Annotated in this window: 15 protein-coding genes; 10 read left to right on the top strand and 5 right to left on the bottom strand. The window is 63.1% G+C overall.

Going from position 1 to position 15272, the window contains the following annotated elements:
* Nucleotides 1–22 precede the first annotated feature (22 nt).
* Nucleotides 23–1420 (bottom strand): MocR-like ectoine utilization transcription factor EhuR, encoded by a 1398-nt coding sequence (ehuR, locus tag BG60_RS15210; RefSeq protein WP_008353032.1) that lies wholly within the window; start codon nucleotides 1418–1420, stop codon nucleotides 23–25.
* 226 nt (nucleotides 1421–1646) lie between these two features.
* Here ehuR and ehuB point away from each other — a divergent pair, with 226 nt between their 5' ends.
* Genes ehuB through ehuA form a run of 4 tightly spaced genes read left to right on the top strand, consistent with a single transcriptional unit; the run spans nucleotide 1647 to nucleotide 4756 of the window.
* The gene (gene ehuB / locus BG60_RS15205; protein ID WP_033537059.1) at nucleotides 1647–2498 is read left to right on the top strand and encodes an ectoine/hydroxyectoine ABC transporter substrate-binding protein EhuB; all 852 of its coding nucleotides are present in this window, start codon (nucleotides 1647–1649) and stop codon (nucleotides 2496–2498) included.
* A gap of 49 nt (nucleotides 2499–2547) precedes the next feature.
* Entirely contained in the window at nucleotides 2548–3240 is a 693-nt protein-coding gene (ehuC, locus tag BG60_RS15200; protein WP_008353030.1) for an ectoine/hydroxyectoine ABC transporter permease subunit EhuC, read from the top strand.
* A 5-nt stretch (nucleotides 3241–3245) separates the two neighbouring features.
* Nucleotides 3246–3905 carry an ectoine/hydroxyectoine ABC transporter permease subunit EhuD gene (gene ehuD, locus BG60_RS15195; protein ID WP_200889187.1) on the top strand — a complete coding sequence of 220 codons (660 nt, stop codon included), beginning with the start codon at nucleotides 3246–3248 and terminating at the stop codon, nucleotides 3903–3905.
* Nucleotides 3906–3931: 26 nt separating this feature from the next.
* The gene (gene ehuA / locus BG60_RS15190; RefSeq protein ID WP_008353028.1) at nucleotides 3932–4756 is read left to right on the top strand and encodes an ectoine/hydroxyectoine ABC transporter ATP-binding protein EhuA; all 825 of its coding nucleotides are present in this window, start codon (nucleotides 3932–3934) and stop codon (nucleotides 4754–4756) included.
* A gap of 29 nt (nucleotides 4757–4785) precedes the next feature.
* On the opposite strand, the gene BG60_RS15185 is transcribed toward ehuA, so the two are convergent.
* Complete coding sequence (locus tag BG60_RS15185) at nucleotides 4786–6192, bottom strand: cytochrome c peroxidase (RefSeq protein WP_174447725.1); 1407 nt, start codon at nucleotides 6190–6192, stop codon at nucleotides 4786–4788.
* Nucleotides 6193–6393: 201 nt separating this feature from the next.
* Here BG60_RS15185 and BG60_RS15180 point away from each other — a divergent pair, with 201 nt between their 5' ends.
* The 3 genes from BG60_RS15180 to BG60_RS15170 are packed head-to-tail and all read left to right on the top strand — an operon-like array spanning nucleotide 6394 to nucleotide 8981.
* Nucleotides 6394–7956 carry an FAD-dependent oxidoreductase gene (locus BG60_RS15180; RefSeq protein WP_008353026.1) on the top strand — a complete coding sequence of 521 codons (1563 nt, stop codon included), beginning with the start codon at nucleotides 6394–6396 and terminating at the stop codon, nucleotides 7954–7956.
* 10 nt (nucleotides 7957–7966) lie between these two features.
* The gene (locus tag BG60_RS15175) at nucleotides 7967–8584 is read left to right on the top strand and encodes a UdgX family uracil-DNA binding protein (RefSeq protein WP_008353025.1); all 618 of its coding nucleotides are present in this window, start codon (nucleotides 7967–7969) and stop codon (nucleotides 8582–8584) included.
* A 16-nt stretch (nucleotides 8585–8600) separates the two neighbouring features.
* On the top strand, nucleotides 8601–8981 hold the full coding sequence (locus tag BG60_RS15170; protein WP_008353024.1) for a DUF3175 domain-containing protein: 381 nt from the start codon (nucleotides 8601–8603) through the stop codon (nucleotides 8979–8981).
* Between the two features lie 66 nt (nucleotides 8982–9047).
* Here the strand turns inward: BG60_RS15170 and BG60_RS39010 are convergent, their stop codons facing one another.
* Nucleotides 9048–9209, bottom strand: coding sequence for a hypothetical protein (locus tag BG60_RS39010; RefSeq protein WP_167561849.1), 162 nt, complete (start codon nucleotides 9207–9209; stop codon nucleotides 9048–9050).
* A gap of 177 nt (nucleotides 9210–9386) precedes the next feature.
* On the opposite strand from BG60_RS39010, the gene BG60_RS39005 reads away from it, so the two are divergent.
* The 3 genes from BG60_RS39005 to BG60_RS15160 are packed head-to-tail and all read left to right on the top strand — an operon-like array spanning nucleotide 9387 to nucleotide 11364.
* Nucleotides 9387–9554, top strand: coding sequence for a hypothetical protein (locus BG60_RS39005; protein ID WP_008353022.1), 168 nt, complete (start codon nucleotides 9387–9389; stop codon nucleotides 9552–9554).
* 22 nt (nucleotides 9555–9576) lie between these two features.
* On the top strand, nucleotides 9577–10896 hold the full coding sequence (locus BG60_RS15165) for a PQQ-dependent sugar dehydrogenase (RefSeq protein WP_008353020.1): 1320 nt from the start codon (nucleotides 9577–9579) through the stop codon (nucleotides 10894–10896).
* Entirely contained in the window at nucleotides 10897–11364 is a 468-nt protein-coding gene (locus BG60_RS15160; protein ID WP_008353018.1) for a hypothetical protein, read from the top strand. It abuts the gene before it with no gap.
* A 27-nt stretch (nucleotides 11365–11391) separates the two neighbouring features.
* Here BG60_RS15160 and BG60_RS15155 read toward each other — a convergent pair whose 3' ends face one another.
* Together BG60_RS15155 and BG60_RS15150 are read right to left on the bottom strand one after the other, a co-directional pair.
* A complete protein-coding gene (locus BG60_RS15155; protein ID WP_008353016.1) occupies nucleotides 11392–13587 on the bottom strand; it encodes a hybrid sensor histidine kinase/response regulator in 2196 nt (731 codons plus the stop codon).
* A gap of 197 nt (nucleotides 13588–13784) precedes the next feature.
* Entirely contained in the window at nucleotides 13785–14987 is a 1203-nt protein-coding gene (locus tag BG60_RS15150; protein WP_008353013.1) for an ammonium transporter, read from the bottom strand.
* Nucleotides 14988–15272 lie beyond the last annotated feature (285 nt).

Raw genomic sequence — 15272 nt, 5'->3', positions numbered from 1 at the left:
GTTTTCGATTGTCCTAGTTCATTTAGTTGAAGTCATGCACATGCGGGTACTGACCGAAGACTTCGCGCATCGTTTCGACCGCGCTGCGAAACGTGCTTTCGCCGACTTCCGCGCCCACGCATAGCCGCACCGCATTGGGCCGGTCCGCGCCGCGCACGAGAAACGGATCCGGCGACGTCACGGCGATATTGCGATTGCGCAATTCACGCGTGATGCGCTCCGCTTCCCATTCGTCGGGCACACGCAGCCATACCGAAAGCGCGTTCGGATGACTGCCGAGCACGTATTCGCCGAGCACTTCGCGCACGACGCCCTGGCGTGCCGCGAGCCGCTCGCGCTGAATCTCCACGAGACGTTGCGCGGTGCCATCCGTGATCCAGCGCGCGGTGACCTCCGCGATGGGCGACGTCGCCATCCAGCAACTGACGCGCAGCACGCTTTCCGCACGCAACGCAAGACGCCGCGGCACCGTCATGAAGCCCGTGCGCAAGCCGCTCAATACGGACTTGGTCATGCTCGTGCAGTAGAAAGCGAGTTCCGGAATGAGGCTCGCGATAGGCGTCTGCGTTTTCGCGGGCAACGCGCCATAGACATCGTCCTCGATCACATAGACGCCATAGCGTTCCGCGATGCGCGCAATCGCGCGGCGGCGCGAGTCGGGCATCATCGCGACCGTGGGATTGTTCAGCGTCGGCGTGCAGACGAGCGCGCTCACGCGTTCGCTGTCGCAGACTTCCTCGAAGTGCTCGGGGCGAATGCCGTGCTCGTCGATCTCAAGACCTTTGAGCGTAAACCCCAACACGTTCGCCGATCCGATTACGCCGTGATCGGTGAGGCTTTCGCACAGCACCGTATCGCCCGGCCCGACGATGCTCGCCAGCGCAAGGAAGATGCTATGCGCGACGCCGTTGGTGACGAGCAGCGTCTCGACCTTCGCGGGCATGTTGAGCGAAGCGAGCCATTCGACGCCCGCCTGTCGATGACTGTCGAAGCCCGCAATCGGCCGGAACGCGCGTATCCACGGCTGATCGTCGATGGTCGAAAGCGTCGCGCAGACCTTGCGCCACATCGCGTCATGCTCGGGCGTATGCACGATGCGCGCGATCGAGAAATCGACGACCGAGCGCTCGGCGGTGTCGAGCATGTAATTGGACATCGTTTCGGTCACGCGCGCGCTGACGAAGCTCCCGCGTCCGACCTCGCATCGAATCAGCCCTTGCCGTTCGAGTTCCTTGTAGGCATTGGTGACGGTCTGCACGCTGATCGCGAGATCGGCGGCGACTTCGCGTTGCGGCGGCAACCGTTCGCCCGATGCGAGCGCGCCGCTTTCTATATCGGCGGCCATCGCCTTGACGAGCCGCTTGTACTTCGACTGCACGCCCTGCACGGTACGCACGGCGTCGCGCCATCTTTCATTCACTTGCTGTTCCTCGCATGCCTGGTTCCATGCGCAATAGTGGCCCAAAAGCGCGCGCGAAAATAATTGTCCTAGAGCAATCGGAACAAATATATGGCTTTGTATTCTGCGTCGGTGGCTATGCGGCGAGTGACTCCAAAGCCCCTTGGAGTAAGGGTTTTCCTCGGTCTCTCACATGCAGCGCCGCCCCACTCGACCACGCTTGAAGAACCATTACTACGGGAACGATATGAACACGAAGCGACTGTCTGGAATGCTGGCGGCGTGCGTCGCGGCAGCGAGTCTTGCCGCCTATGCCACGAGCGCGAACGCGGAAACCACGTTGCAGCGCATCCAGCGCACCGGCGAGGTGCGTATCGGCTATGCGAACGAAACGCCCTTCGCCTACACGACGCCCGATGGCACCGTAACCGGCGAATCGCCCGAGATCGCGAAGAAGGTGTTCGCCAAGCTCGGCGTGAAGAAGGTCGATGCGGTGCTGACCGAATGGGGCGCATTGATTCCGGGCCTCAAAGCCGGCCGCTTCGACGTGATTGCAGCGGGCATGTACATCACGCCCGAGCGTTGCAAGCAAGTGGCGTTCGCCGATCCGCAATATCAGATTCCCGACACGCTGCTGACGATGAAGGGCAACCCGAAGAACCTGCACAGCTATGCCGATGTCGCGAAGCAGCCGGACACGAAGCTTGCTGTAATGGCAGGTACGGCGGAACTCGGTTATGCGCGCGCGGCGGGCATCAAGGACGACCAGATTCTTCAGGTTCCGGACACGACCGCGCAATTGCAGGCCGTGCGCGCGCGTCGCGCCGACGCGGCTGTCGGCACCGCATTGACGATGAAGGGCCTCGCCGAAAAAGGCGGCTCGGCGGTCGAGGCGATCAAGCAGTTCAACGACGATCCGAAGCACACAGGCTATGGCGCGCTCGCGTTCCGACCCGAAGACACCGATCTGCGCGACGCCGTCAACAAGGAGCTGCATCAGTGGCTCGGCACCGACGATCATTTGAAGACCGTCGCGCCCTTCGGCTTCGACAAGTCCAACGTGACAGCGAAGAAAGCGCCGGAACTGTGCGCCGGTTGAGCATCGATGCATCGCGACGCGCAGCTTCATCTACTAGCGAGGAACCGTCATGAGTGACCTCCGTGAGCTTCTGCCCTTGATGATGAAGGGCACGCTCGTCACGATCCAGATCGCCTTCATCAGCATCCTGCTTGCGATCGTCATGGCGGGCGTCGCGACGGCGTTGCGCGCCGCGCCATACCGTGTCGTGCGATGGATCGGCAACGTGTATGTCGAAGTGTTTCGCGGCACTTCGCTGCTCGTGCAGTTGTTCTGGCTCTTCTTCGTGCTGCCGCTGCCGCCGTTCAACGTGCAACTGACGCCCTTCACGGTCGCCATCGTCGGGCTCGGGTTGCACTACGGCGCGTATGGCTCCGAGATTCTGCGCGGCGCGCTGCGTTCGGTGCCGGGCGGACAGTACGAAGCGGCGCTCGCGCTGAACATGCCGGCCACGGCGCGGCTGCGTCGCATCGTGCTTCCGCAGGCGATGATCAACGCGCTGCCGCCCGCGACGAATCTGATGATCGAACTGTTGAAGGGCACATCGCTCGTCTCGCTGATCACGCTGTCGGATCTCACGTTCCGCGCGCGCCAGCTCGACGAAGCGACCTTCAAGACAGCGGAAATCTTCGGGCTCACGCTGCTCATCTACTTCGTGCTCGCGCAGGTGATCGTCGCCGTGATGCGGGTGTTCGAGCGGCGCGTGAGCAGTCATGTCGCGATCCGTCGCGCGAGCCGCACCTTACCGGGGGCCGCATCATGACGTCGCTGGGTCAACTCTTCGATGTGAAATACGCGCTGCAGATCCTGCCGGAACTCGCGCGCGCGGCGACTTATACGATCGGCATCACGCTCGTCGGGTTCGCCATCGCGCTCGTGCTCGGCCTCGTTCTCGCCATCATGCGGCGCAGCGATTTCGCGCCGCTCGCGAAGACGACTGCGTTCTTCATCGAGTTCATACGCAGCACGCCGCTGTTGATTCAGGTGTACGTGCTCTTCTATGTCGCGCCGCTTTACGGCTTTACGATGTCGGCGTTGACGGCGGGCACGCTCGGCATCGCGGTCCATTACGCATGCTACGTGTCCGAGGTGTATCGCGCGGGACTCAACGGCGTTGCTCGCGGACAATGGGAAGCATCGTGCGCGCTGTCGCTCAGGCCGTGGCGCACCTATACCGGCGTGATTCTGCCGCAAGCGATCCGCCCGGTGATTCCCGCGCTCGGCAACTACCTTGTTGCGATGTTCAAGGACACGCCGGTGCTCTCCGCGATCACCGTCGTCGAACTGATGCAGCAGGCGAAGAACATCGGCTCCGAGACCTTTCGCTATCTCGAACCCATCACGATGACCGGAATCTTCTTTCTCATCATCAGCGTGACGTTCGCTTCGGGCGTGCGTCATATCGAACGGCGCGTGAGGCTGCCATGACCGCGACTCAATACCAGGAGCAGCAGATGAAACGGGATTTCGACCCCGCGCTCGGCCGCGCAGCCGACGCCAGCGCGAACACGCCGATGGTGCGCTTTCGCAACGTCACCAAACGCTACGGCCCGCTGACCGTGCTCGACGGCCTCGATCTCGATGTCGCGCCGAACGAGAAGGTGGCGATCATCGGCCCGAGCGGCTCGGGCAAGTCCACGCTATTGCGCGTACTGATGACGCTCGATCCGCTGACCGATGGCGTCATCGAAGTGGACGGGCAGCCGCTCACGCACGAAATGCGCGGCGGCAAGCTCGTGCCCGCATCGCCGCGGCATATTCGTCAGGTTCGCAGCAAGATCGGCATGGTGTTTCAGAGCTTCAATCTCTTTCCACACATGACCGCGCTCGCGAATACGATCGAAGCGCCAATGAGCGTGCTCGGATTGTCGAAGAAGGAAGCGACCGAGCGCGCGCGCGAACTGCTGTCGCTCGTCGGCCTCGCGGAGAAGTGCGAGCATTACCCGTCGCAATTGTCGGGGGGACAGCAGCAGCGCGTCGCGATTGCGCGAGCGCTCGCCATGCGGCCGAAGATCATGCTGTTCGACGAAGTGACATCCGCGCTCGATCCCGAACTATGCGGCGAAGTGCTCAACGTGATTCGCCGTCTCGGCGAAGAACACAACCTGACGATGCTGATGGTCACGCACCAGATGGGCTTCGCGAAAGAGTTCGCCGATCGCGTGTGTTTCTTCTCGCAAGGCAAGATCATCGAACAGGCGCCGCCGCAGCAGTTCTTCAGCGCACCGCAGCATGAGCGCACGCGGCAGTTCCTGCGTGCGGTGACCGAGGCGCTTTGATTCGTTGCTGCGCGCGGCGCGGGTGCGGCTTACTGCGTGCTCGCCGCCAGCGGCGTATAGGTTCCCGTGAGTGCCTTGAGGAACGCGACGATCGACTCGACATCCGCTTCCGATAGCTTCGTTCCCACTTCGTACTTCGCCATGTCGCGAACGGCCTGATGCAGGTCGTTCACGTTGCCGTCGTGGAAATACGGCGCGGTCAGCGCGACGTTGCGCAGTCCCGGCACCTTGAAGCGATGCAGATCGCCCGGATCGCGTGTCACGTTCGCTCGGCCTTTGTCCGCATCCGTCAATGCAACGCCGCGCGCCGCGAAGTAATCGCCGGCGAGTCCCATCCGTTCATACGACTGGCCGCCGAGATTCGCGCCGACGTGACAGTTCGCGCAACGGTTCGCCTTGAATAGCTGATAGCCGCGCAATTCCTGCTCGTTGAGTGCGGTCTTGTCGCCGCGAAGATAAGCGTCGAAACGGCTCGGCGTCAGCAAGGTCTTTTCGAATTCGGCGATGGCGTCCGTGATGTCGTCGCCCGACCAGCCGCGTTCATACACACTCGTGAAGGCGCGCGTGAACTCCGCATCCTTGTTCAGCTTCCCGATGATCTGATCCCACGAAACCGAAGCCATCTCGACCGGATTCAGCGGCGGCCCGCCCGCCTGATCCTGCAGCGTCGCGGCACGTCCGTCCCAGAACTGCGCGTGATTCAGCGCCGCGTTAAATACGGTCGGCGCGTTCACGCCGCCGAGTTGACCGCCCACGCCGAGCGATAGCTTGCGGTTGTCGACGCCACCGGTTCCGAGGCCATGACAACTCGCACACGAGATCGAATTGTCAGACGACAGGCGCGGATCGTGGAACAGGCGCATGCCGAGCGCGACCTTGCGCGCATCGACGGGCAGCGATGCCGGCAAGGGCTGCACCGGCTCGTTCGCGAATTCGTCGCTTACGCCGTGCGTCGCATAGTTCGCTTTGCGGACATCGGCGATCCATTCGAGCAGCATGTCGCGATCATCCTGCGTCAGGCCCGTGCTCCAGTGCACGGCGCGGAACGCAGCGGGCGGCATCGTGCCGTCTTTCACGACTGTTTCGAGCTTGGCGATATCGGCTTCAGGCGCGGGCGTGCCGTCTTCGAGAGCGTTGTACAGCGCGTCGATACGGAAATGACGCAGCCCTTTCTCGACGTCATGCTTCGATAACTGCGCGATGCCAGGCCATGTCGAATACGACGGCAATTCGGCCTTCGTCGAATGGCAGTAATAGCATGCGTTGCGGTTCAGCACGTTGCGAATGGAACCCGCTTGCGCCGACGACACCGGCCCTTCTGCGGCCTTGCTCGCATACGCCGTGTCGTGCAGATACGCATAACCCGACATGCCCAGATATCCTGCAATGACGACCCCCGCGACCGCTAACAACGACTTCTTCAACATGTTTGACATCGACTGGCTCTAGCTTTCGAATTAGTTGGCTAGCGATGCTAACGAACGCGGCCGGAATCGTGGTTGAGAGCCGTCAACGTTCTTTCCCGGACAACTTGTCGCGCTTGATGCGTGGCGTCGAATGCCGTGCGCCATGGCGTCGCATGAGCGTCGAGGACCGTTTATTGCTTCCCGCTCATTCGATGACCACCGGAGAGTGCGATGCCCCCCACCCTGCATAAAGTCGCGCGTTTCGCGGATCTGTCCGCCGGGCGCGGCACGCGCGTGTGCGTCAAGAGCGAAGACAAGGACGCGAAGGACATTCCGATCCTCCTCGTGCGCGACGGAGAGAATGTGCGCGCGTACACCGCCAAATGCCCGCATGCGGGCGGGCCGCTCGACGAAGGCGCGATTTGCAACGGACGCATCGTGTGTCCGTGGCACAAAGGCACGTTCGATGTCGGCGACGGCAGTCTCGTCGAGCCGCCGCCTTTGAAGGCGTTGACGCGCTATGAAGCGATGCTCAAGGACGGCGATGTGTATGTGTCCGCGCAACCCATCGAGAGCGGCGACGTATCGCAGAAGCAGACCAACGATAGCCGGACCATGCTCATCGTGGGCGCGGGCGCGTCGGGCGCGGCCGCTTGTTCGGCGTTGCGCGAAGCCGGTTTCGGCGGACGCATCGTGTTGGTCGGCGGCGACGCGCGCGAGCCGTACGATCGCACCTCGCTCAGCAAGTTCACGCTCGCGGGCGACATGCCACCCGACGACGTTCCGCCCCTGCTCGACGACGATTTCTTCGCGAAGCACGACATCGAACGCAACGAATCGCCTGCCGTTCATCTCGACGCGAAGAACCGGCGCGTCGAACTCGCAAACGGGCACAAGATCGATTACGACGCCGCGCTCGTCTGCACCGGCGGCGTGCCGAAGCCGCTTACGACGCCCGGCGCAAACCTCGCGCATGTACATCTGCTGCGCACTCGCGAAGATGCGCGTGCGATCCTCGCATCGCTCGAACAGCACAAGCGCGCGGTGATCGTCGGGGCGAGTTTCATCGGGCTCGAGGCGGCTTCATGTCTGAGGAAGCGAAACGTCGACGTGACCATCGTCGCGCCGGGCAAGGTGCCGTTCGCGAAGCAGTTCGGCGAGCGCATCGGCGAGATGTTCAGAAAGCTGCACGAGAAGAACGGCGTGACGTTTCATATGAATGCACGCGTAAGCACATTGAGGGGCGGCAACGCGGTGAGCGAAGTGATCCTCGATTCCGGCGAGAAGATCGCAGCCGATGTCGTGCTCGCGGGCACGGGCGTCGATCCCGCCACGTCGTTTCTTGCGGACGTCGAACTCGCGGACGATGGCGGCATCGATGTGGACACGTCCATGCTCGCCGCGCCCGCGCTCTATGCCGCCGGCGATATCGCGCGCTTTCCGTTGCCGCGCTCGGACCAGCGCGTGCGCATCGAGCATTGGCGTGTCGCGCAGCAACATGCGCGCGTCGCCGCGTACAACATGGCGGGCAGCGCACGCACGTATGTCGGCGTTCCTTACTTCTGGACCTATCACTACGAGAAGACCTTCGACTATCTTGGACATGTCAGCGAGCCCGACAGCATCGAAATAGACGGCGATCTCGAAGCGCAGCATTTCATCGCGTATCTGATGAAGGATGGACGCGTGGGCGCGGTGGTCGCGTGCGAACACGACGCCGCCGTGTGCCGTCTCGCCGAAGCGATGCGCGAGCCGCTCACGCTCGAAGACGCACGTCGCATCGCCAACGCCTGAGCGCGCGAACATGGCCACGAAACGCGCCGATATCGACCCGCAACAGACGCCCGCATCGCTCGACGAATGCCGGCGTTGCGCGCTCTGGGAACACGCGACGCAAGCGGTGCCGGGCAACGGTCCGCGTCATGCGCCGATCATGATCGTTGGCGAGCAGCCGGGCGATCAGGAAGACTTGCAGGGCAAGCCGTTCGTCGGGCCTGCCGGCGCGATGCTCGATCGCGCGCTCGAAGAAGCGGGCGTCGCGCGCAAGGAGGTGTATGTAACGAACGCGGTCAAGCACTTCAAGTGGGAACCGCGCGGCAAGCGGCGTCTGCACAAGACGCCTGCGCAGCGCGAGATCGATGCCTGCCATTACTGGCTCGATCGCGAGACAGGCGATGTTGCGCCGAAAGTGATCGTCGCGCTCGGCTCGACTGCGCTCAAGTCCGTGTTGCGCGATTCGAAGGCGACCCTGCAGGCCTCGATGGGGCACGCGCTCGAACACGAGGGACATGCGATCGTCGCGACCTATCATCCTTCGTTCGCGTTGCGCGCGCCCGATCCGGAAACACGCGAGCGTGCATACAAGGCAATCGTCGAAGCGTTGCGCGATGCACATCGGCTCGTCGCGCGTCATCGGAAATAGCGTTGAGGGAATGACTATGACAACGAGCGCAAAGACAGCAGCGAAAAAGAAGAATAGCGGCAAGCGGCCCAGCACGCGCCAGCGGCATTCGCTTGCGAGCGTCCGCAAGAAGCCGGAGCGCACGACGCATCGCTGGTCGCATCATGTGATGGAAACGAGCGATGCAATGGATATTCAGCGCGACATCTTCAAGACCGGCAACGCGCAGGAAATCGCCGATTCGCTCAAGCGCTCGTCGACGCGCAGCACCCGCCGCAAGGGCTCGCCGTTTCAATCGGCAATGTCGATGCTGAACTTCTACATCAATCGCGCGGGGCGCAATCTGCCGAAGTCGCGCAAGAGCACGCTGGAACGCGCGAAAAAACGCTTGCGCGAAGCGTTCGGACGCAAGCCCTGAAACGTCCGCGCGGCCTCGTCGGAACGAGGCCGCGCGCGTTGCGTGGCTACCGCTTCTCCATGAAGATCAGGGTTGCCGCTGACCGCCCTGATGCTGTGGCAACGGCTGATTCTGCTGCTGCTGACCGCTCTGCTGATCCTGTTGCGGTTGCCCCGGCGACCGGTCTTGCTGGCCGTGCTGCTTGGGCGTCGATGGCTGATTGCCCGTTTGCTTTTGATTTCCGCTCATGAAGCCCTCCTGGCTAAGTCATCGCGTAGGTTAAAAGCCGCGGCTTGCGCCGCACGATAGTGCGAGCATCGCGCGTACCAGAACGGACGTCCACATTATGCGGGCGCTTCGCAACGTCACGAGGAACGTCTCTTGCTCCCGCTAAAAGACGATGCGACCCGCTCAAAGGAGACAGCAATGGCGCAAGAACCTCCTCTCAATCCCGGCGATGAAGCCGAGCCCGGCGTGCCCGGTACCGGCGAAGACATCTGTCCGGACTGCAACGGCTCGGGCAAGCTCGAAGGCGCCGACTGCAAGACGTGCGGCGGAACGGGCAAGGTGACGCAAGGCATCGGCGGCGGTTGAATCGACGTTTCAGGAGTCACGTTTGAAAACGCATCCGAGCCATCTGGCAGGCACGGTCGCGCTCGCGTTGTTGCTCGCGAGCGGCGCGGCCATCGCCGACGATTACGCGAACGACTTTGGCCCGAACCCGACGCTGCCCGCACCGCGCAGAGCGATGATGCCGACGGTGAACATCGCGCCTGCCAAACCTTGGGCGCAGGGACAAAAACCCATCGCGCCCGAGGGTTTCGATGTGACCGCGTTCGGCACGGGGCTCGAACATCCGCGCTGGCTTGCGACGCTGCCCAATGGCGACGTGCTCGTCGCCGAAAGCAATGCGCCCGCGAAGCACGACGAAAACGCCGGCATCAAAGGCTTCGTCATGAAGAAGGTGATGAAGCGCGCGGGCGCGGCCGTTCCAAGCCCGGACCGCATCATGCTGCTGCGCGATGCCGATGGCGACGGAATCGCTGAAACGCGCAGCGTGTTCATCGACAAGCTGCATTCGCCGTTCGGCATGGCGCTCGTCGGCGACGATCTCTACGTCGCGGATACCGACGCGATCCTGCGCTTCAAGTACGAAAACGGCACGACGCAAATCACGACGCCGGGCGAGAAGTTCATCGACTTGCCTGCCGGCGATATCAACCATCACTGGACGAAGAACATCATCGCGAGCCGCGACGGAAGGAAGCTCTACGTGACGGTCGGCTCGAACAGCAATGTGGCGGAGAACGGCATCGACGCGGAGAACGGCCGCGCGGCGATCATGGAAGTCGATATCGAATCGAAGCAGTCGCGCCTCTTCGCGACGGGCTTGCGCAATCCGAACGGCATGGCGTGGCAGCCGCAGAGCGGCGCGCTCTGGACCGTGGTCAACGAGCGCGACGAACTCGGCAACGACCTCGTGCCGGACTATCTGACCTCCGTGAAAGACGGCGCTTTCTATGGCTGGCCATACAGCTATTACGGTCAGCATGTCGATGATCGCGTGAAGCCGCAACGCGCGGATCTCGTGCAATCGGCGATCGCGCCGGACTATGCGATCGGCGCGCACACCGCTTCGCTCGGTCTCGCGTTTTATGACGGCACCGCATTTGCGCAACGCTATCGAAATGGCGCGTTCATCGGTCAACATGGTTCGTGGAATCGCAAGCCGAGAAGTGGCTACAAGGTGATCTTCGTGCCCTTCGACAATGGCAAGCCTTCAGGACCGCCCGAAGATATTCTGACGGGCTTTCTGTCGTCGGATGGTCATGCGCTCGGCCGTCCTGTCGGCGTGGCGATCGATGGCAAAGGCGCATTGCTCGTCGCCGACGATATCGGCAATACGGTGTGGCGGGTCGCGCCCGCCGCGAAATAAATGGCCGCGCGAAAGTCGGCACGCGGCGCGCCAGGTCTCTTCGCGCTCGCGGAAAAGCAGATCGTCGGGCTTTACGATGCGGGCGTGATGTCGCCTGCGGTGCTGCATCACGTCGTCGCGGCTTACGCGAATAGCAGCATCGACTGGAACGAAGATGGCACGCTGCAAACCGTCGATGGCCATACGGTGCACGAAGCCGTCGTGCTCGTGATGATGCCGGGACGTGCGTTGAAGAACGCACGCAAGGACTTCATCTCCGTGGTCGAGCATCTCGCGGGCGGCGCGCGCGAGATGCAAGAGGACGAAGCGCAAGCCGAGGACGACGAAGATCTCCTGACTCAACTGGGCGGCGACCCATCGCCGCCGCGCGCGAAGGCGCGCGCCGCGAAGAAGAGCACGGAAGAAGAAGCCGAGCCGAAGCGCGCGGCGTTCAATCCGCTCGTCGGCGCGCGTGCCGTGCGCAAGTAGCGGCATCACGGCACGCGCCTGTCGCGATCAATGCGGCACGCCCGGCGCGATGAGATCGAGCAGATCGTCCATGTCGAATGGCTTCGCGAGAATGGGCACGCCGAGATGCTTCGCGCGTTCGAGTTCATCGGCATAACCCGTCATCAGCACGAGCTTCTGCGATGGCAAACGCGACATGATCTGCTCGGCCAGATCGATGCCGTTCATGCGGCCCGGCATCTGCACATCCGACAACACGAGATCGAATCCATAACCTTCGCCCAATAGCGCGAACGCGGCATCGGCGCTTTCTTCGTGATGCACCGCGCAGCCGAGCACTTCGAGCACCGCCGTCACGCCCGCCGCGACATCCGCGTTGTCTTCCACGAGCAGCACCGACGTGCCGCGCAACGGCTCGTCTTCTTCATCGGATACGGGCACGATCGGCGGCGTCTCGACATCGGGCGGCACATAGGCCTTCGATTCCTTCGGTGCCGGACCATGATGGCGCGGCAAATAGAGGCGCACGGTCGTGCCCGATCCCGCCACGCTCGTGATGCGCGCCGTGCCGCCCGCCTGCTCGCACGCGGCGAGCACCTGCGTGAGGCCGAGGCCCGTGCCCGCGCCGCGCTGCTTCGTCGTGAAGAGCGGCTCGAACGCGCGGCGCTGCACTTGCTCGGTCATGCCTTCGCCGTTGTCGGTGATCGAGACGAGCACGTATTCGCCATCGGGAATATCCGTTTCCGCGCCGCGCACGCGCGCGTTCTGGCAACGGATCAGCACGCGCCCGCCGTGCGGCATCGCATCGCTCGCATTCACCGCGACGTTCACGAGCGCGATCTCCAGTTCGACCCGATCGGCCATGACGCGCCACAGATCGGGCGATAACTCCAGCGTCACCGCGACGGACGGATGCACCGATTTCTTCACGAGATCGAGCACGCTTCGCAGCCAGTCGGCGGGATCGACGAGCTCGCGTTTCAGCGGCTGCTTGCGCGCGACGCTCATCAGCCGCCGCGCGAGCGATTCGGCGCCGGCCGTGGCACGTTCCACCGCGAGCACTTCGCTTTCGACGTCGTTGAAGCGCTTGTGTCGGGCAAGCTCCATGTTCGAGCCGACGACCATCAGCAGATTGTTGAAGTCGTGCGCGACGTTCGCGACGAGATTGCCGAGCGCGCCCATGCGCCGCAATTGCCGGCTCGACGCCTCGACGGAAAGGCGCGTCGCGACTTCGGCCTGCCAGCGTTCCCATGCGGCCTGCTCGGCATTGAGCCGGCGGATCGAGAACAGGATCAGCAGCCACACCGCGATGCACGGCACGAGCGCGATCGTCGCGACGAGCGCAAGGTGATTGCGCCAGCGAGCGAGAACAGCGGAGGCCGCATAGCCCGTCGACACATAGAGCGGATAGTCGCCCACGCGTCTGAACGCGAGCAAGCGATCGACGTGATCGACGGTCGAACGAAGACGCATGCTGCCGTAAAGTTCGTTGTTGCGAAACGCGGCGGTAAAGGGTGTATTGGTCGCGGGTTGCCTGCTCTCCATGGCGGCCGGAAAGCGCGCGAGGATATTGCCGTCGCGCCGATAAAGCCCGATGACGACCGCCTTGTCGCCCGCCGCGAGTTCGCGATAAAAATCGGTGAGGTAGTCGCGCTTCAACGCAATCGACACGACGCCCAGAAACTTCCCGTTTCGGCCGATGCGTCCCATCGTCGTCGTGAAGACATCCGAGCGCGCCACCTTGCCGCGCAAGGGCAACGAAAAGTACGTGACGGGCGCCACCGCACGCGCGGACTGAAAATCGTCGCGATCCTCGATCGATATCGCGGGCGCGGGATACCACCGGCTATTGGCGAGCAGCGCGCCTTTCTCGCCGAACACGGAGATCGCCGCGATCTGCGCGAGCGTGCCGCTCATGTCGTCGAGCGTGCGATGCAGCTCCGCTTCGCGGCTCTTGATGAGCGCGTCGTCGCTATCGCCGAGCAGATCGACGATGCGCGTCTCCAGTTGCTGATTGAGGTCGATCACTTTCAGCGCGTGCTCGTCGGCGACGCGCGTGAGGCGTTCCGTGAGTTCCCGCGCATCGGCGAAGCGGCGCTGATGATCGTAGTAGCCGTAGATGCAAAGGCACGCGACCGGAATGACGATGGATGCGCCCAATACGAGCAGCAGCACCTTGCGCATCGATGCGAAATTGCGGGCAGGCAGCGGCAGATCGAATGTCGCGGTCTCTGTGGAGTCCAAGCGTTGCGTCTCCGAGGAAGTCGACCGGCATATCGTAACCGGCGAGGAGTCGGAGCGGTATGAAGAATGAAGAAAACGCCGGCATTCTCTTTAAACGCGGCGAGTGCATCGGTCGCCGGCGGCCTTTCTTCTCATTTAGCCAGGCGCATGCCTGGCCACTCGTCGCAGGGCTTGTGGACCCGGCGCGAGCGTCGGCTTCAGCCGGCCATTTCGCGATCGGGCGTCGCGGATATGCGATGAATCGCGAGATCGGCGCCATTGAACTCTTCTTCGCGATCGAGCCGCAGGCCCACTGTCATCTTGATGGCGCCATACACGAGCGCACCGCCCGCGAGCGCGAGCACGACGGCGCCCGCCGTGCCGATGAGCTGGGACCCGATCGATACACCGCCGATGCCGCCGAACGCCTTCTGCCCGAACACGCCCGCCGCGATGCCACCCCACGCGCCGCACATGCCGTGCAGCGGCCACACGCCGAGCACGTCGTCGATGCGCCAGCGGTTCTGCACGCAGGTGAACATCTGTACGAAAAGCACGCCCGCGACCGCGCCGACGATCAGCGCGCCGAGCGGATGCATGAGGTCCGAGCCCGCGCATACCGCGACGAGACCCGCGAGCGGCCCGTTATACGTGAAGCCCGGATCGTTGCGGCCCGCGAACCACGCGGCGAGCGTGCCGCCGACCATCGCCATCAGCGAGTTGACGGCGACGAGGCCGCTGATCTTGTCGACCGTCTGCGCGCTCATCACATTGAAGCCGAACCAGCCGACCGCAAGCACCCACGCGCCGAGCGCGAGAAACGGAATGCTCGACGGCGGATGCGCGGCGATGCGCCCGTCCTTGTGATAACGCCCGTGACGCGGCCCGAGCAGCAGCACGGCGGGCAACGCGACCCAGCCGCCGAACGCATGCACGACGACCGAGCCGGCGAAATCATGAAACGGCGCGCCGAACGCGTGCGTGAGCCACGCCTGAATGCCGAAACGCTCGTTCCACGCGACGCCTTCCAGTAAGGGATAAATGAAGCCGACGATCACGCAGGTCGCGAACAGTTGCGGATTGAACTTGGAGCGCTCCGCAATGCCGCCCGACACGATCGCCGGAATCGCCGCGGCGAAGGTCAGCAGAAAGAAGAAGCGCACGAGCGCATAGCCGTTGTGCTGCGCGAGGATATCGGCGCTGTGCATGAACTGCACGCCGTACGCGATGTTGTAGCCGATGAAGAAGTACGCAAGCGTCGACACGGCGAAGTCCACGAGGATCTTCACGAGCGCATTCACTTGATTCTCGCGGCGCACGGTGCCGAGTTCGAGAAAGGCGAAACCTGCGTGCATCGCAAGCACCATCGCGGCGCCTAACAGCAGAAAAAGAGTGTCGGTTCCGGATTGGAGTGCCTGCATGATTCGAGCGATTGGTCTGGAAGAGGCGCACGTTTTGCAAGTTCCGGGCCAACTTGGCGCAGACGGCATCCAAACGGTGCAGACGCTTTGCGCAGCGCGGATTGGCATGGTGCAACGGGCCGCGACGCTAACTTTTTCGGTGCGCCCGATCTTGGTGCAGTGCCCCGTTGCATGGCATTGAATGCACCGCGCAAGAGCCAAATATTTCGATGCGAAGGGACGTCGTAGGCTTATCGCAAGCATGCGATGCGATGCACGTTCGCGTTGCGTGGCGAGTATTCTGAA

It is taken from the genome of Caballeronia zhejiangensis (assembly GCF_000698575.1).
In the GTDB taxonomy this organism is placed as follows: Bacteria; Pseudomonadota; Gammaproteobacteria; order Burkholderiales; family Burkholderiaceae; genus Caballeronia; species Caballeronia zhejiangensis.
The sequence above is the reverse complement of the archived record's forward strand: the minus strand, read 5'-3'. Positions and strand labels throughout refer to the sequence as shown.